The organism is Arenibacter hampyeongensis (assembly GCF_002909255.1).
Lineage (GTDB): Bacteria > Bacteroidota > Bacteroidia > Flavobacteriales > Flavobacteriaceae > Arenibacter > Arenibacter hampyeongensis.
Map to the genome: position 1 here is coordinate 42,615 of NZ_PIOB01000003.1, position 17,802 is coordinate 60,416.

Genomic DNA, 17,802 nt, shown 5'->3' on the forward strand with positions numbered 1-17,802 from the left:
GTTAAAAAAATAATTAAAATGAAAAAGTCTTATCCATTCTCCTTATTCCTGAGCCTTAGTATGGCTTTCTTGCTAATTAGTTGTGGGGAAAAGAAAAAAAACAACGCGGTAACAGTGGAAGAACAGCCTGTTGAAGTAGCCAAAACCTGGGCGGAAAAACTGGGATGGCCTGCCGGAAAAAAGGTTATTATGCTGCACGCCGATGACATTGGGATGTGCCCAGAGGCCAATATAGCTGCCAAAGATCAACTGAACAATGGACACATTCAGTCCGCTGCCGTAATGATTCCATGTCCCAATGCCGAAGAATTCATCAATTGGGCGAAGGAAAACCCAGCTATGGATATCGGACTTCATCTTACACTGACCAGTGAATGGAAGAAGCATCGTTGGGGCCCTATAACCCCGGACGCCGAAGTCCCTGGATTATTGGACCCTGAAGATAAACTGTGGCGAAGTGTCCCTGAGGTAGTACAACACGCCACTGCCGAGGAGGTTGAAAAGGAAATAAGGGCCCAAATTGAGCAATCCATAGCATGGGGCTATAGACCAGACCATATAGACACCCACATGGGCACGTTGTTCGGCGACCCTAGCTACGTAAAGGCATATATTAAAGTTGCCCAAGAATACGGTATTCCTGCAAACATTATTGATCTTTCCGTACCTTCGGTACTAGCCGAATTCAGGGCAAAAGGATATCCTATGGATGATTCGGTCGTTAAAATGTCCGAGGCCTACACATTGCCCAAATTGGATTATTTTACAAGTGCACCAAAGGCGGATACTTATGAAGAAAAGCTGGATAGCTTTAAAGAATTGATAAAATCCTTAAAACCAGGTCTAACAGAAATCATTTTTCACCCTTCCGTAGATACCGATAACTTAAGAAGTATTACTGGATCTTGGCAACAAAGGATTTGGGAATCACAGATTTTTTCCGATCCGGAACTAATCAATTTCTTCAAGGAAGAAGGTATTATTTTTACCAATTGGAAAGAAATCATGAGTCGGTTCAATGCTATGAACTAAAAAGAATAACCTGTTAAATATTCATAAACCAAACATACCAAGGAATTATTGGGCAACTGCTTTCCATCACCAATAAACTTGTTGGTTATTGGCCAAGAATTTGCCCAAATTCTCCTAAACACGATTACTACTGTCCAAAGGCAAAGCTAAACCCTACTATTACAAGGTCAGTGGTCATATCATATCCCACTTCGCTTCCAGGGATAGCCCCGGTAGGGTTGGTGTCCGCGTTCCATGGACCTCCCGAACTATCAGGCGTTGGATTTAACAACGGCCCAGTGGTTGAACCGCTGCTAGTTCCGTGGTGATAGGCAAAATCTAGGCTCAAACGCTCAGATACCTGGTAGCTGAGCCCAAACTGAAATGCATTTTTAATGACCGCGGTGGCTGGAGAGGACATGAAAACAAATTCTTCCTGAATAGGGTTTTCACTATAAGTATAGCCAATACGCAGGGGTAGCTTTTGGATACCCTTATATTGAAGTCCTGTAGAGATTACAGAAATATTTTGCCATCCAAACCCTTGTACGGCACCTGTGGGAAATCCTGCGAAATCACCGCTTTCTGCCAATTGCCAGCCTGACTTTTTAAAGCCATCCGTGTTTTCATAGTCAATGTACCTGTAATCCAGGGCATAATCAAAATCTCCTTTAGAATAGCCCAGTCCAACCGAATATATTGCCGGATAGTCCATATTGAAATCTACGCTAGGGGCATCGCTTCCATCCAGATAGGTATTGTTAAAACTAAAATCATTGAAAACCTGTTTGGATTTGTATGAAGCACCGAGCTTAAATCCACTTCCGGAATCATAAAAAAGGCCTAACTGTGCTCCAATACCAAAGGCGTCGGCTTTATCACTATTGGGATAACCAAGAGTCTGACTTGGTGCTGCCAATGGGTTGGGCCCAATTTCCAAGGTGGCATAATTAAAATTCGGTTGTATCCCCAAAGATATCTTGTCGGTTATTTGATAGGTATATGCAAAACTTATCTGCAGTAGTGCATAATCCGATTCTATGCGTCCGAACCCCCCTGAGCTCTGTGGCATGGTTATAGGGTTGTCCTGACTTTCGGGAAAAGTTACACCAAAACCGGAAACGCCATAGGCAGAGATTCCATAGTTATGTTTGCTTTCTGCATTTCCCCAAGCATAGGCCAGAGCCGGCAGTATAGAAATTCCGCGATCATCTCCCGTAGATCCGCTGAATGGCCCGTTTTGTGTTGGCACGGTGGAGGAAATGGAAGGATCCGAAAAAAACAAACCAGCATTAAAGGACAGTATCTGCCCATCAAATGTTGAGAGCGTAGCAGGATTCCACAATAAGGCTCCGGCTATATCCAACGGCTGTGCTGTAGCTGCCCCGCCCATGGAGGTATTGATACTCCCTACCCCTTGAAGTACATGGCCTACTTGTGCCTGTGTAGATGCTCCCCACAGCAGTAATATAATTGTAATAAAAAATCCCTTGGATATCCTAGATAAGCTAGAGATGTTACATGCTAATTTGTTCATTTTTTGCAATCGTTTATTAATTTCTGACCAGGCCAATTTCTGGAATCTGGCCAATCGGGGACAAAAATACAAAATAAAATCTATAGGCTTAGTAGGTTAATTACTAATTAACGAAGAAGTACCCAATGACCTATTGCATAATTAACCAGGTTACCATCTCAACCTTAGCCATGGCATGCAAGCAGTACCCGCCTAAAAATATGTAAGTCTGTCTTATATTGGGAGTTTAATCGCTGTTAGTTTGAAAATTGGAATATTTAAAAAGTCCTTTTCGATAATAAAACCAGAAAACCTTCCCGAACCAAAATTTCAAATATTCTAACACTTTCTAGAAATAATTAAACATATTTTCACTTTTTTGGTAAAATATAATGCAAATCAAATAAAATTTAATAGGGAAAATACTTTTTAATAAGTTTTATTTGTGTGTAACCCCTTATTTTGGGAAAATGATAATAATTTTCAATAATATCTGTTTATCATGAATTCAACCTCTGGAATAATCCTAGCCATTTCTTTGATAATTATTATGTTCGGGATGGGCCTGTCCTTGACCATGTTCGATTTTAAGAGAGTGGTTAGCTATCCTAAGGCTATGATCATAGGTCTCCTATGTCAGATGTTGTTACTGCCGTTAATTGGCTATTTTATTGCCATTTCCCTTAGCTTGTCCCCCACCACAGCCATAGGCATTATGTTATTGGCGGCCTGTCCTGGTGGACCAACATCCAACATGCTATCTTATTTGGCCAAAGGGGATTTGGCCTTATCCGTTTCATTGACTGCCGTGTCCAGTATTTTGTCCATTTTAACCATTCCATTAATCGTGCAATTTGCCTTGGAAGAATTTTCCAATAAAAGCATGGCCGTAACTGTTGATGCCCTAACCATGGTAAAACAGTTATTGGTAATAGTGATCATACCCGTTGGAATTGGGATGCTTATAAAAAGTAAATTCGAAGCATTTGCCAACAAAATGGAGAAACCTGTTAAAATAGCCTCTGCCATTATTTTTATTTTAGTAATCATTGGCGTGACAATCAGCGTCAAGGATGTTTTTATGAGCTATTTAAGTGAGGCTGGGCTACCGGCTATACTACTAAATGTAAGTACCATGACCATAGGGTTTCTAATGGCCGTCCTGTTTAAACTAACAAGACCACAAGCCATCAGTATTTCCATTGAAACAGGAATCCAAAATGGGACTTTAGCAATTACCCTTGCAACAATTGCCTTGAACAATGCCGAATACTCCATTGTGCCTGCCATTTATGGGCTGTTAATGTTCATCACGGCCACCGTAATTATTTTTATCAGAAAACCACTTGGTGTAAAGGATGAATTAAGTCTGGAAAAAGAATCTGCCAAATAATCCTCACACCTTAAGATGAAAAAAAATCAAATCATTGTAGTCCTTATTTTATTCATCTTTTTTGTCATTTCCTTCCTTACCAATATTTTAGGGCCTTTAATCCCCGATATCATTACTGATTTCAAGGTCAGCTTAACCATGGCCGCCTTATTGCCATTTGCCTTTTTTGTTGCCTACGGCGTGTTTTCCATTCCCGCAGGAGTAGCAGTGGAAAGCTACGGGGAAAAGCAGGTAATCTTGGCTGCATTTTTGGTTTCCTTTTTTGGTGCTATTCTATTTTCCTTGTTTCCCAATTTCCCTATAGCCTTGGTATCCCTATTTTTAATAGGCTCGGGAATGGCCATGTTACAAGTAGCCATTAATCCCTTGCTTCGGGTTGCAGGGGGGGAAGAACATTTCGCCTTTAATTCTGTAATGGGACAGCTCGCATTTGGACTTGCTTCCTTTATCAGTCCCTTCCTTTTCTCTTATCTTGTTCTCAACCTGGAAAACTACTCGGGTCCGGGCAATTCCAATTTTGTTATCGAAACATTTCACAAAATTGTACCAGAAGATTTACCATGGGTTTCCCTCTACTGGATTTTTGGGATTATTTCACTGCTTATGGTCATATTCATATATCCCATAAAATTACCCAAGGTAGAAAGGAATGAAGACGAAAGGGCCGGTACTTGGGCCACTAATAAGCTATTATTGAAAAACAAAAAAGTAATCCTATTCTTTATGGGCTTGTTCGCATATGTTGGAACCGAACAGGGTGTCGCCAATTGGATGTCCCAGTTTCTGTCCGAATATCATGGGTTGGACCCAAGGGTGGAAGGAGCCAGCGCCATTTCATTGTTTTGGGGCCTATTAACTGTAGGCTGTATTCTTGGGCTGCTATTATTGAAATTTATGGATAGCAAATTGGTTCTGAAACTATTTGCAGGAGCAGCCATCTTAAGTTTGACAGCCGCACTTTTTGGCTCTGCGCAAATTGCCGTCGTGGCATTCCCTTTGGTCGGATTCTTTGCTTCGGTCATGTGGTCCATTATATTCTCCTTGGCCTTGAACTCGGTAAAAGACAACCATGGTGCCCTCTCCGGTATACTTTGTTCAGGAATAGTGGGCGGGGCCGTTGTTCCTCTAATTGTAGGGGCAATAGGTGATCTGATTGGGCTTAAAGGAGGTATGATCTTTTTATACCTGACTTTAGGCTTTATTTTTAGTATAGGGTTTTGGGCCAAACCTCTGGTAAATAATAAAACCATAAGTATTAAAGAATTTTTTGAAACTGGAAAAACATCGAAACCTTAAGTTAAATTAATTATGGGCATTAGAATAGTACTCATTTTATCGATATTCTTATTAATTGTTGGATGTAAATCAAAACAATATGATATCTCCCAACCGCCCAAAGGCTACTCTAATAATACCACCCTAAAGATAGCCTATGCAACTGGGGCCCTAAAAATAATAGAAACAGACTTCCCCATACCAGAAGATATTGAGGAATACAAAGATGTAGTTTATAAAACTGTGGACACCACACAACTCAAATTGGACATTTACCACTCCAAGGGACTTGATAAGGACGCCCCGTTAATTATTTTTATACACGGCGGAGCATGGAAAAAAGGTAACAAACACGATTATTTGGCGTATTTGATCAGTTATGCAAAAAAAGGATATATAACGGCTACCATACAATACAGATTAACCAATGTTGCCAAATATCCTGCACAGCTAAATGATGTTGAAGATGCCGTAAAATGGTTAAAAGTAAACGCGGACCAGTACCATATAAATCCTAAAAAAGTAGCCATGGTTGGTGGTTCAGCCGGTGGGCATTTGGCCATGATGAACGCCTATTCCAACACTCCCCAAGATGTAGATGAGAACGGAAAAACTGCCGCTGTACAAGCCATCGTGAATTTTTATGGCCCATCCAATCTAACGGATGAAACTGCCATTAAAGCAGCCTCGGTGCAATATTTAATAGGTAAATCCTATGACGAGGCCCCTGAACTGTACAAAAATGCCTCTCCCCTATTTCTAATTTCAAAAAATGTCCCCCCAACCATTACATTCCAAGGTACCCTGGACGAATTGGTTCCCTATGAACAATCGGATATATTGCATGCCACCCTACAGGAAGCTGGTGCCACCTCCTATTACCATAAACTAAAAGGCTGGCCACATACTATGGATGCTTCTGTAAAAGTGAATGCTTATTGCCAATACCATATGGATCGGTTTTTTGAAAAGTACATTCCCATAAATTAGAACTAAGTATAAGTTATGAAATGGCTAAAAAAAACAGCAAAAATCACAGCCTATTCCCTTGGAATAGGCATGGGCATTGTGCTCCTTGCTATTTTTCTTGCTAGTTGGAAATATAAAAGTACTGTAAATGCCACCCCAAATAACCAAACAGAAAACTTACGTCCAGGAGAATTAGGTAAATATGTAAATACTTTTATTGGCACTGGAGGCTTCCCCAGTTGGGTCTGTGGATTCAACTTTCCTGGTGCAACCGTGCCTTTCGGCATGGTCCGATTGAGTCCTGAAACCATGTCAATCCTTAACGACATCAAAAGTTTTAGTACCTCGGGCTATTATTACGGAGACAGTAAAATATTAGGCTTCAGCCATACAAGATTGGCCGGTACCGGGGCTACGGATGGAGGTCATTTTCTATTTACCCCTACAACAACGCCAAGGAACGATATAAACTTTAAGCTAGATTATGCACATAAGTTTTCCCATAAGGACGAAGTCGCCTTTCCTGGATATTACCGGGTAAAATTACCGAAAGAGAAAATAGAGGCGGAATTATCGGCTACGGTGAGGACTGGCCTGCATAGATATAATTTTCCTGCTAGTGGGGAAAAGAATATCCTAATTCATATAACCAATACCACAGGTAATCATAAAGCACAGGACGGGTCAATAAAAATACTTCAGAAAAGCAATGAAATTGAAGGTTCCGTTAAGACCTTTGGTAGTTTTGCCGGCCGATTTGGAGGTATACAGGTATACTTTGTGGCAAGGTTTAACCAGCCCTTTTCCGATCATGTCATTTGGGATGGAAAAATATTGGACGAAACTACTACTAGCAAGAAAAGCGATAGCCTAAAAGTGATTCTCGGCTTTAAACAAGAAAGCGTAACGGCCAAAGTTGGAATTTCCCATGTTAGCATTGACAACGCTCGATTGAATTTGGAGACTGAAGTAGGATTATTGGATTTTGATGAAATATTGGATCGTGCCAAATCCGGTTGGGAGGAAAAATTAGGGCTGATTAAAATTGAGGGGGGCTCACTGGAGGAAAAAAAAGTCTTTTACAGTGCTTTATATCGAAGTTTTCAAATGCCAACTACCTTCAATGATGTAAATGGCCAATATATTGGTTTCGACAAGAAAGTCCACCTGGCAACCGACTTTACCTACTATACAGATCTATCTTTATGGGACACTTTCCGAACTGTACATCCACTGTTTAACCTAATTGCCCAGGATGAACAAAGGGACATGTTGGTCTCTTTGGTAGAAATGGCCAAACAAGGGGGCAGTCTGCCGCGTTGGCCATCAGGGTATGGTTATAGCAATTCAATGTTGGGCTCCCCGGCGGATATGGTCATCGCAGAATCTTACATAAAAGGTATCCGCAATTTTGATGTGGACCTTGCCTATAAAAAAATGAAACAAGTTGCCTTGGAGCCCATTCCCAAGGACAGTTCCGCAACCGGCCGTGAAGAAATAACCGGATATATTACCTACGGCTATTGTCCGACCGAATATGGGGATGAAGCTGTTAGTAAGACCTTGGAGTATGCTTGGGCCGATCATTCCATAAGCCTTTTGGCGAAGGAACTAAATTTTCCCGAAGACCAAATATTGTTTGAAAAACATTCCAAAAATTACAAGAATGTCTGGAATGCGGAAACACAATATTTTCAACCAAGACATAAGGATGGGCATTTTGTAGAAAAATTTAAACCTTTGCAACTTACTTATACGGATTGGGACAAGGAATATACCAAGGATTATACGGAAGGGAGTGCCTTGCAATGGAGATGGGCAGTACCTTTTGATACGGATGGACTGGTATCCCTTTTTAAAGATAAAGACTATTTTATCAGTGAACTTAACAATTTCTTTGCCAAGGCAGATCCAAAAAAAGCTACTTGGTCCCCAGGCTCCTACTACTGGCACGGAAATGAACCGGATATCCATGCCGCTTATTTATTCAATGCGGCTGGGAGACCAGACCTGACCCAAAAATGGGTACGTTGGATTTTGGATAACAAATATGACAATACCTACGTGGGTATAGACGGAAATGATGATGCAGGTACATTGTCCGCCTGGTATATTTTTAGCTCACTTGGGTTTTATCCCATTGCAGGTACGGATATATATCAACTGGGAGCTCCATTATTTAAAAACGCAGTTCTTAAAATGGGTAAAAACCTATTGACCATAAATACGGAAAACTATAATCCAAAACATATCTATGTAAAACAAGTGCTGCTCAACAATATACCCTTGGAGCACACATGGATAAACCATAAAGAAATAGCCAATGGTGGCAATTTAACCTTCATCATGGCCAATCTTTCGCAATATTCAATTAACGAACAATCATCTAAATCGATCTTATGAGACTTTTGTTTTTATTATGTACCTTGTTAGTAGCATCATGTAAAGGAAAAATGGATAAATTACCTGAAGTAGTTCCATTAGAACATCCTGCCATTTTAGAACAGGAATTTATATACGAAATTGAAAATGCACTTACCCCAGAATGTCATGCCTCCACAGTAGAAGTAAGTAATGGAACGGTTATCTCCTCTTGGTTTGGTGGAACGGAAGAAAAGAACGACGATGTGGGAATTTGGGTATCCCGAAAAACTGCAGGCTCATGGTCTACCCCTATCGAAGTTGTAAATGGCGTACAGGAAGATGGTACCAGATACCCTTGTTGGAATCCAGTACTGTTTAAACCAAAAGACCAACCGTTAATTCTATTTTACAAAGTAGGGCCCAGTCCTACTGAGTGGTGGGGACTATATATGACCTCTAAGGATGATGGAAAAACCTGGTCCAGCCCTGTAATGCTTCCAGACGGCATACTAGGACCTATAAAAAATCAACCCATTCAATTGGCAAGTGGGGAAATACTTTCTCCCTCCAGCACGGAAGACGACACCGACGGATGGAAAATACATCTCGAACTTAGTTCTGATAACGGAAAGACCTGGTCCAAGACACAAGCCCTTAATGATGGCAAGGAATTTGGCGCCATTCAACCTGTGGTACTAAATTATGGAAATGGAAAAATACAGCTATTGAGTAGAACAGAAAATGAGGTTGTCACAGAAAATTGGTCTACGGATTACGGCAGTACTTGGAGCAAAATGACAGCCACTTCATTACCCAATCCCAACTCTGGAATTGATGGAGTAAGCTTAAAAGATGGACGACAATTATTGGTGTACAATCCCACCGGTAAAAATTGGGGCGATCGGGTACCTTTAAGTTTGGCCCTGTCCACTGACGGTAAAAATTGGAAACGCGTGTTGGACTTGGAACCATTAAGGGAAAACACCGATAAGGACGGGGAAGAATATTCATACCCCACCATGATACAGGCCCCTGACGGAAAGGTGCATATTGTTTATACCTGGAACAGAAAAACGGTAAAATATGTCGTTATAGATCCCGAAAAACTTAATTAATAACAATGATGTTAAAATGGTTAAAGATCTTGGCTAAAATCTTTGGGGCACTTATCCTGCTCCTGATTCTTCTGTTCTTTTTTGCTACCAGTACTATAGATACCTCTCCATATTTTGAAACCCAATATTACAGGAATACTATTCAAAATATAGAGGAAGCCGTTAAAAATAAAACGGAAGCCGAGGGATCTTTACTTGCCGGATTTGCAAGAACAAATATCACCCCTAAAATTGTAAGTGGAACTCCAGACCCCAATAAGGGGGAATTCAATAGCATTAAAATGGCGGGTTATGGCAGTGGCAAAATTGCAACGGGTGTGCACGATTCCATATTTGCCAAAGCAATCGCCATAGATGTCAACAATGAGTCCATTATACTGATCAACGCGGATCTGGTAGCCATACCTGAAGATGTTGTCTTAAAGGTAACCGAAATCTTAAAAGGAAAAATATCCAGGAAACAGCTTTTTTTCGGAGCCACCCATACCCATTCCAGTATTGGAAATTGCATGCCGGGCTATGTAGGCAAAAGTTTTGGGGGAGAGTATCAACCGGAAGTAGTAGCATGGCTTGCCCAAAAATTTTCCGACCTTATATTAAAGGCTTTGGCAGACAAACAACCGGCCCAGTTTTCATCAGGCTACATAAAGGTTCCCCATCTGGTACGAAATAGGATAATTGGAGAATCTGGGCGCCTCAATGATAAACTAGATCTATTATCCTTTATTCAGGAAAACGGTAGAAGAGCCAGCATTGGCGTTTTTTCTGCCCATGCCACCGTAATAGGTACCGATAATGAACAATACACGGGAGATTATCCAGGATACTTTCAACGTCATATGGAAGAAAATGGTGTGGACCTCGCCATGTTCTTCGCTGGAACAGTGGGTAGTCATTCCAATAAAGGTATAGGCGAGAAGTTTGTCAAAGCGAAATACATTGGGGAAACCCTTGCCGATTCGGCCCAAGTGGCCCTGAACAAAATGGAACATTCCGGAAATATGGAATTAACGGCAATATCCTCAGAGATTGAAATTCCAAAGTTACAGTTCCTATATATTTCTGACCGTTTACGACTTTCGCCCTACTTAGGAAGGAAGCTGATGCCAGAAATGAACCCGGTTCATGTACAGGGCCTGAAATTAAACAAGCTCGTTTGGCTTGCACTGCCTTACGAACTTAGCGGTGAATATGGTTTGGATTTAAAAAACGCCTTGGAATTGCAGGGCTATAATTCCGTGCTCAGTAGTTTTAATGGGCAATATTTGGGTTATATCGTACCGCAAAAATATTACTATTATGATACTTACGAAGCGCGGTTAATGGGGTGGTATGGCCCCAGTATGGGCGATTACCTGATGGAACTCAATTTTAAAATGGCCAATGAACTAACTCATACCAAGCTATAAAACCAAATACAATGAAAACTTTAAAAAAGGGATTAAAAATAATCGGGATATTGGTCCTTTTACTGCTGTTGGTAGGAGCATCCATAGTGATGTACAATTGGCGCGATCGCCATCCAGATTACACCATAGATCTAAAAATTGAAAACAAAACTCCTCAGCCCATTAAGGCCGGATTTGCCAAAAAGCCTATAACACCTACCATAGTGGACACTTGGAACGACGCCAATGGAAACAATAAATACAGTAAAGATGAAGGGGATACGTATAATGACAATAACAACAATGGAAAATTTGATGCGTATTGGATAGCCGGAATGAGCAATGCCAAGCCGGCACAGGGCGTCCATGATGATGTGTGGTCCCGTGTCATGGTAATGGACGATGGCAAAAGCAGGATCGCTATGATTTCTATGGATGCCATTGGTTTTTTACATGGCGATGTGATCGATATCAGAAAACGTATACCTGCGGAATTAGGAATAGATTACACCTTAATATCCTCTACCCATACCCATGAAAGCAATGACCTTGTAGGCATATGGGGAGAAAATATATTCAATTCGGGAGTAAATCCTGAAATGATGGAATATGTAAAATCCCAGACCGTTGAAGCCATTACGGAAGCCGTTCAAAATTTACGCCCGGCCAAACTGGTGTTCGCCGAAGATCTATCCGGTAACGATGGCAAACTCATTAAAGACACCCGAAAACCGATCGTAAAAGCCACTGGAATACATTTAATGCAGGTCTTGGATGCCGAAAACGATACTACCTTGGGGACCATCATCAATTGGGCCAATCACCCGGAAACGCTATGGTCCCAAAATCTATTGATCAGTTCCGATTTTCCGCATTTTATACGTGAAGCAATGGAAAACGGCGTATATAATGGAAAAGAATTGGTACATGAAGGACTTGGCGGTGTCGCCATTTATTTTTCAGGAGCCATTGGTGGCCTAATGGCCCCCCACCCTTCCCTTGGTATTCCAGACCCCTTTACCGGAGAAGAATATTTTGAACCCACTTTTGAAAAAACCAAAGCGCTTGGCGATCAAATTGCACTGATGTCCTTAGCTGCCTTAAAACAAAAAGGGGATACTCTGGCCAATTCCAATATTTCGATAAGGGCAAAAACCATAATGGCTCCTTTGGACAATACTACCTTTAAAATTGCCAGTGGTATTGGCTTGATTAAAATGGGTATGCCAGAATATTTTAAATCGAGAACGGAAGTGGGCGCCATTCGGATAGGCCCGGCTTTCTTTTTAAGCATCCCTGGAGAAATATATCCCGAAATTGTTTATGGCGGAATTGAAGCACCTGAAGGGCGAGAATTTGACATCCAGCCCATGGAGATACCTCCACTTCAGGAATTGATTACCGACAAGTACAAATTCTACTTGGGACTTTCCAATGATGAAATAGGGTACATAATACCCAAAAGTGAATGGGATACGGGAAAACCTTATCTCTATAATGATGAAGGTGATACCTATGGGGAAGAAAATTCTTTGGGACCAGAAACGGGTCCCATAATTTACAATGCTCTAACGGAAGTTATACAAGACTTAAAATAATCGTAAATGAAGTTCTTTGTGGGTGTAACTTTATTTGGGGACCTGCAATGATACAACCAGCATTTTCTTACAGAAATCTATGGATGGTCTGATGTAACCTTGGATAATCAAATTTTTTTTTTAATATGTTATAGGTCCTATTTTTGATCATTTTCCCATAACTTTAATGTTCTGTTATGCCCAGCGCCATTTTTTATGTACACCATCATAGATATAGAGACAACCGGAAACGGAATAAAAGGAAATAAGATTACGGAGATTTCCATCTTCAAATTTGATGGTTATGAGGTGATAGATGAATATACTTCCTTGGTAAATCCGGAATGTGAAATTCCATACTTTATAACCGGTCTAACGGGAATTGATGACAATATGGTACGCAATGCCCCAACTTGGGAAGAAATTGCCCCAAAGGTCTTGGAAATGACCCAAGAGACGATCTTTGTGGCTCACAGCGTAAATTTTGATTACAACATCATCAAAAATGAATTTCAGAATATTGGCATTGGTTTTTCCCGTAAAAAATTGTGTACAGTACGTTTGTCCAGAAAATTGATTCCAGGTTTAAATTCCTATAGCCTGGGCAAATTATGTACCTCACTAAATATTCCCTTGACCGATCGGCATAGGGCAAAAGGAGATGCCCAGGCGACCGTAATTCTATTTAAAAAATTGCTAAGGACCGATGGTGCTGATAAGATTTTTAAATCCTTTCTGAATGCACGCTCCCAAGAAGCTACACTTCCGCCCTCATTATCCAAGGAAATATTTGAGAAGTTGCCCAACGCTCCCGGAATCTATTATTTTAAAGATGAAAAAGGAACCATTATTTATATTGGTAAGGCCATTGATATAAAAAAGCGGGTGTTGAGCCATTTTTATGACAAGGCCACCAAAGAAATTTTAATGTGCAAGGCCACGCATGATATCGATTTTGAATTATCGGGAAGTGAGCTAATTGCACTATTAATGGAATCTGCGGCAATCAAACATCATTTCCCATTGTACAACCAAAGTCAAAAGCGAACACCACAAGAGTATGGGATCTTCACCTATGAAGATAGAAATGGCATATTACACTTAGCCTACAACAAATTAAAATTGACTCCCAAGCCTTTATCCACTTTTAACTCCATAACAGAATGTAGGTTATTTATGGAAGAACTTTGCAAGTCCTATGGGCTATGTCCAAAGTTCTGCCATTTACAGGAAAACATTTCTAGCTGCTCCCATTACAGCATAACCAGTTGTAACGGTATATGCAGAGGTACAGAATCCCCTGCCGACTATAATTCCAAAGTAAAAATGGTCATTGAGGAGTTAGCGGTCCAAAATCAAAATATCGTAATTAAGGAGAAGGGAAGATATAAAAAGGAGGAGGGATTTATTTTGGTTATCAACAACCAATATAAGGGCTACGGATTTATTCCAAAAAATGAACAGGTAAGTACCATAGACGACTTGGAAAACTTTTTGGAACTCCAAAAGGAAAATATGGACACTAAACGAATTCTTTCATGGTATTTAAAAAAATACCCAAACAAAGCAATTCAATTAACCCCTATTTCAATTTAAAGAAATGAACTGGGAATTATAAGCAGGTATATTCCCAGACTATTTTTTCTTTCCACTGTTCATTAACATCAATACCGCGGTAACCAAACCGACGCAAACGGCTCCAAAAACAGAAATCATTATTATTCCGTTGCTCCAATTTACTAAGGGTAAGTATTGTAAAATCATAGGTGTGAATTTTAGATTGAGTAGGCTAAAATATACACAAACCAAACTTTAAAATATGATAAATGTCACTTTTTAAAGTGTAGTCGGACATACATAGTTGGTAACCTCATAGCCGGAACCCTTTATTTCCGCAAATCCCCCGGCAATATCCACTAGGTTGTGTATGCCCCTACTTTTTAGGATGGAAGCCGCTATTACGGACCTATACCCCCCAGCACAATGCACGTAAAAAGTATCATCCTTGGGAAATTCCGCCATATGGTCATTTAAAAAATCCAAAGGAGTGTTATTAGCATTTACCATGTGTTCTGAAACATATTCGGATTCCTTACGAACATCAAAAACAGGAACTTCCCTGTTATTGAGGGTATCCTTCAAATCCTTTGCTGCAATTGAAGTAATGGTATCGTATTCCTTGCCTGATGCTTTCCAGGCCTTAAAACTTCCTTTTAAATAACCTACAGTTGCATCAAAACCTACCCTAGACAACCTTATTATGGCTTCTTCTTCCTTACCTTCAGGCGCTACCAATAAGATAGGCTGCTTGGTATCGGCTATTAGAGCGCCTACCCAGGGTGCAAAACTTCCATCCAGACCAATGAAGATCGATCTTGGAACATATCCTTGAACAAAATCGACCTGATGCCTTACATCCAAGATTATGGCATCTGTTGCATTGGCGGCCTCTTCAAATTCATCTAGGGACAAAGCCGTAGTACCTCTTTCCAAAATTTCCCCAATATCTTCATACCCTTCCTTGTTCATCTTAACGTTAAGCGGAAAATATTTTGGCGGAGGCAAAAGGCCTTCCGTAACCTCCTCAACAAACTCCTTCTTGGTCATATTTGCACGAAGGGCATAATTCATTTTCTTTTGATTTCCCAAGGTATCCACTGTTTCCTTCATCATGTTCTTTCCACAGGCAGAACCTGCACCATGGGCCGGATAAACCACAACCTCATCTGCCAAAGGCATAATTTTATTTCTAAGACTGTCAAACAATAAACCAGCCAAATCTTCCTGGGTCATATTGGCTGCTTTTTGTGCCAAATCCGGTCTACCTACATCACCAAGAAACAAGGTGTCGCCGGAAAATATGGCATAATCCTTACCTTTTTCATCCTTTAGTAAATAGGTAGTACTTTCCATGGTATGCCCTGGAGTATGCAATGCTTTAATAGTGATGTTGCCAAGTTTAAACTCTTGGCCATCCCTAGCTATAATAGCTTCAAAAGAAGGATTGGCGGAGGGTCCGTAAACAATGGGAGCCCCCGTTTCCTTGGACAAGGTAACGTGACCACTGACAAAATCTGCGTGAAAATGGGTTTCGAAAATAAATTTTATGGAGGCATTATCCGCCTTGGCCCTTTTTAAATAAGGTTCTACCTCACGCAAAGGATCAATAATAGCTACCTCTCCATCACTTTCTATGTAATAAGCCCCCTGTGCCAAACATCCAGTATATATCTGTTCTATTTTCATAATCTTAATTTTTTGTGATCTGATTAAAATAAAATAATCAAAATATTTTTAATTGGAAAATCACATTTACAAAGGTAGATAATCCATCCCTGTGCTTCTGCAACATTAGTTACTTAGGTTCTGATATGCTATTTTATCCCTTAAACTTGTAATAGTGTTGGGATCATCATAATAGGCCACAGCTTCCTTTATTTTCACAAACAGATACTTTTTGTCCAAACAATTAACGATTCCACTCTCAAATATAATGTCCCTTGCTGGACCTATAGCTCCAGCTATGTAGAACTGAACATTCATTTCATGAATCTCATCTATAACACTCATTAACATAGTGGAAGCAGTAGAATCTATATAATTAATTGCTTCGGCATTTAAGATCACTGCCCTTAGTCCAGGCCCCTTGGCTTTAATATATTTAAAGAGCTGACTTTTGAAATAGGCCGAATTCCCAAAATACAATTGGGAATCGAACCGGACAATTAAAAGGTCTGGTCTAACTTCAACTTCTGGGCCAAAACGCTCAATATTTTTATAGTAGTCGGAACCGTTTATATTTCCCAATACGGCAAAATGTGGCTTGGAAGTCCTGTATACCATCAATAGCAATGACATTAATACTCCGATCAAAATTCCTTCCACTATACCTATGGCCAAAGTGATTAAGAACGTGATCAAGAGTACCATGAACTCATCCTTGCGCTGTTCCCATAAATTTTTAGGGTAGGACAGATCTATCAATCCAAAAACAGAAACCATAATGATGGAGGCCAATGCAGCTTTTGGTAAATTGTAAAATAATGGGGTCAGAAACAAAAGGGTGAGAGCCACCATAATAACGCTTATTATAGAGGCCACAGTAGTTCTGGCACCAGCTTCGTAATTAATGGCCGATCTGGAAAAACTGGCTGTAACGGAGTACGACTGAAAAAATGAACCTAACATGTTTGAAGCTCCCAATGCTATCAACTCTTGATTGGGTTCTATGGTTTCAACCTTATTTTTTTCCTCAAATGCCCTACCAATGGAAATAGCCTCCAAATACCCTACCAAGGCCAGCGTAAGCGCAATGGGCCAAATATCCCTGATTTTATCAATACTAAAGTTATGCATCGTAAATGAAGGCAATCCTGCCGGTACCACCCCCACTACCTGAACATCATAGGCTTCCAAGTTAAATAAGTAAACGACCAAACTGCTCAATACGACAACCAATAGGATTGCCGGAAATTTTTTGTACCACTTTTTAAAAGAAACAATAATTAGTATGCCAATAATCCCTATCCCAAAATCATAGAGATTGGTTTCTGAAATATGTTGAAATGCGTTAATTACCAATTGATGAAATTTATTGCTACTGGCAATATCTGCTCCCAATAAATGTTTTAACTGACTAAAAATAATGATTACTGCTGCGGCCGAGGTAAATCCACTGATTACCGGTCTGGACATAAAATTTACCAAAAAACCCATGCGTAAAAACCCTAACAACATCTGAAAAGCTCCGATCATAAAAGCAAGGAACAACGCCATGGCAATATAGTTCTCAACACCCGTAATAGCCAGGGTTCCCAATCCGGCAGCGACCAAAAGTGAATCCATTGCCACGGGGCCAACTGCAATCTGCCGGGAAGTGCCCAAAAAAGCATACACCAAAATAGGTAACAATGAGGCATATAGGCCATAAACCGGAGGTAGTCCCGCAATCATGGCATAGGCCATACCTTGGGGAATCAGAATTATACCCACGGTTATGCCGGCCACCAAATCTTTTCCAAAAAGGTTTTTGTTGTATTTTGGTAGCCAGTCCAAAAAAGGCAAATATCTCCTCATTCACCAAATTTAATGTTTAATACCTAATTTGTGTGTAACCGTGGTTACAGAATATTAACTGAAAAAATCCTTTCCTTCATAAAATTGGATATTTATATAGTCTAAATAATTTATCTTG

General features: G+C 40.3%; 13 protein-coding genes. 9 read left to right on the forward strand and 4 right to left on the reverse strand.

Annotation, left to right across the window (positions count from 1 at the left end; all coding sequences use genetic code 11):
- Positions 1–18 precede the first annotated feature (18 nt).
- Positions 19–1,032: a polysaccharide deacetylase family protein gene (locus tag CWD91_RS08495; protein ID WP_103440568.1), complete on the forward strand. Its 1,014-nt coding sequence runs from the start codon at positions 19–21 to the stop codon at positions 1,030–1,032.
- A gap of 127 nt (positions 1,033–1,159) precedes the next feature.
- Here CWD91_RS08495 and CWD91_RS08500 read toward each other — a convergent pair whose 3' ends face one another.
- Positions 1,160–2,548, reverse strand: a complete 1,389-nt coding sequence (locus tag CWD91_RS08500; protein ID WP_103440950.1) for an OmpP1/FadL family transporter — start codon at positions 2,546–2,548, stop codon at positions 1,160–1,162.
- Between the two features lie 481 nt (positions 2,549–3,029).
- On the opposite strand from CWD91_RS08500, the gene CWD91_RS08505 reads away from it, so the two are divergent.
- The 8 genes from CWD91_RS08505 (at position 3,030) to CWD91_RS08540 (ending at position 14,204) form a co-directional block, all read left to right on the forward strand.
- Entirely contained in the window at positions 3,030–3,920 is an 891-nt protein-coding gene (locus CWD91_RS08505) for a bile acid:sodium symporter family protein (RefSeq protein ID WP_103440569.1), read from the forward strand.
- A 15-nt stretch (positions 3,921–3,935) separates the two neighbouring features.
- A complete protein-coding gene (locus CWD91_RS08510) occupies positions 3,936–5,216 on the forward strand; it encodes a sugar MFS transporter (RefSeq protein ID WP_103440570.1) in 1,281 nt (426 codons plus the stop codon).
- Between the two features lie 12 nt (positions 5,217–5,228).
- The gene (locus tag CWD91_RS08515; protein ID WP_103440571.1) at positions 5,229–6,185 is read left to right on the forward strand and encodes an alpha/beta hydrolase; all 957 of its coding nucleotides are present in this window, start codon (positions 5,229–5,231) and stop codon (positions 6,183–6,185) included.
- 15 nt (positions 6,186–6,200) lie between these two features.
- The gene (locus CWD91_RS08520; RefSeq protein WP_103440572.1) at positions 6,201–8,567 is read left to right on the forward strand and encodes a GH92 family glycosyl hydrolase; all 2,367 of its coding nucleotides are present in this window, start codon (positions 6,201–6,203) and stop codon (positions 8,565–8,567) included.
- 50 nt (positions 8,568–8,617) lie between these two features.
- The gene (locus CWD91_RS08525) at positions 8,618–9,643 is read left to right on the forward strand and encodes a sialidase family protein (protein ID WP_205164620.1); all 1,026 of its coding nucleotides are present in this window, start codon (positions 8,618–8,620) and stop codon (positions 9,641–9,643) included.
- Positions 9,644–9,672: 29 nt separating this feature from the next.
- Positions 9,673–11,052 carry a neutral/alkaline non-lysosomal ceramidase N-terminal domain-containing protein gene (locus CWD91_RS08530; RefSeq protein ID WP_192877649.1) on the forward strand — a complete coding sequence of 460 codons (1,380 nt, stop codon included), beginning with the start codon at positions 9,673–9,675 and terminating at the stop codon, positions 11,050–11,052.
- A gap of 11 nt (positions 11,053–11,063) precedes the next feature.
- Positions 11,064–12,629 carry a hypothetical protein gene (locus tag CWD91_RS08535; protein WP_103440575.1) on the forward strand — a complete coding sequence of 522 codons (1,566 nt, stop codon included), beginning with the start codon at positions 11,064–11,066 and terminating at the stop codon, positions 12,627–12,629.
- 195 nt (positions 12,630–12,824) lie between these two features.
- Entirely contained in the window at positions 12,825–14,204 is a 1,380-nt protein-coding gene (locus CWD91_RS08540) for an exonuclease domain-containing protein (protein WP_103440576.1), read from the forward strand.
- A 39-nt stretch (positions 14,205–14,243) separates the two neighbouring features.
- Here the strand turns inward: CWD91_RS08540 and CWD91_RS23075 are convergent, their stop codons facing one another.
- From CWD91_RS23075 to CWD91_RS08550, 3 genes are all read right to left on the reverse strand, one after another.
- Positions 14,244–14,372 (reverse strand): hypothetical protein, encoded by a 129-nt coding sequence (locus CWD91_RS23075; RefSeq protein WP_262482703.1) that lies wholly within the window; start codon positions 14,370–14,372, stop codon positions 14,244–14,246.
- Positions 14,373–14,444: 72 nt separating this feature from the next.
- On the reverse strand, positions 14,445–15,854 hold the full coding sequence (locus CWD91_RS08545; RefSeq protein WP_103440577.1) for an MBL fold metallo-hydrolase: 1,410 nt from the start codon (positions 15,852–15,854) through the stop codon (positions 14,445–14,447).
- Positions 15,855–15,959: 105 nt separating this feature from the next.
- Positions 15,960–17,684 carry a SulP family inorganic anion transporter gene (locus CWD91_RS08550; protein ID WP_103440578.1) on the reverse strand — a complete coding sequence of 575 codons (1,725 nt, stop codon included), beginning with the start codon at positions 17,682–17,684 and terminating at the stop codon, positions 15,960–15,962.
- Between the last annotated feature and the right edge of the window lie 118 nt (positions 17,685–17,802).

Excerpts from the sequence above, each read along its gene's own strand:
- CWD91_RS08515 (WP_103440571.1), top strand. The coding sequence starts at position 5,229 with ATGGGCATTAGAATAGTACTCATTTTATCGATATTCTTATTAATTGTT.
- CWD91_RS08495 (WP_103440568.1), top strand. The coding sequence starts at position 19 with ATGAAAAAGTCTTATCCATTCTCCTTATTCCTGAGCCTTAGTATGGCT.
- CWD91_RS08545 (WP_103440577.1), bottom strand. The coding sequence starts at position 15,854 with ATGAAAATAGAACAGATATATACTGGATGTTTGGCACAGGGGGCTTAT.
- CWD91_RS08540 (WP_103440576.1), top strand. The coding sequence starts at position 12,825 with ATGTACACCATCATAGATATAGAGACAACCGGAAACGGAATAAAAGGA.
- CWD91_RS08500 (WP_103440950.1), bottom strand. The coding sequence starts at position 2,548 with ATGAACAAATTAGCATGTAACATCTCTAGCTTATCTAGGATATCCAAG.
- CWD91_RS08535 (WP_103440575.1), top strand. The coding sequence starts at position 11,064 with ATGAAAACTTTAAAAAAGGGATTAAAAATAATCGGGATATTGGTCCTT.
- CWD91_RS08505 (WP_103440569.1), top strand. The coding sequence starts at position 3,030 with ATGAATTCAACCTCTGGAATAATCCTAGCCATTTCTTTGATAATTATT.
- CWD91_RS08550 (WP_103440578.1), bottom strand. The coding sequence starts at position 17,684 with ATGAGGAGATATTTGCCTTTTTTGGACTGGCTACCAAAATACAACAAA.
- CWD91_RS08520 (WP_103440572.1), top strand. The coding sequence starts at position 6,201 with ATGAAATGGCTAAAAAAAACAGCAAAAATCACAGCCTATTCCCTTGGA.
- CWD91_RS08510 (WP_103440570.1), top strand. The coding sequence starts at position 3,936 with ATGAAAAAAAATCAAATCATTGTAGTCCTTATTTTATTCATCTTTTTT.
- CWD91_RS08525 (WP_205164620.1), top strand. The coding sequence starts at position 8,618 with ATGGATAAATTACCTGAAGTAGTTCCATTAGAACATCCTGCCATTTTA.
- CWD91_RS23075 (WP_262482703.1), bottom strand. The coding sequence starts at position 14,372 with ATGATTTTACAATACTTACCCTTAGTAAATTGGAGCAACGGAATAATA.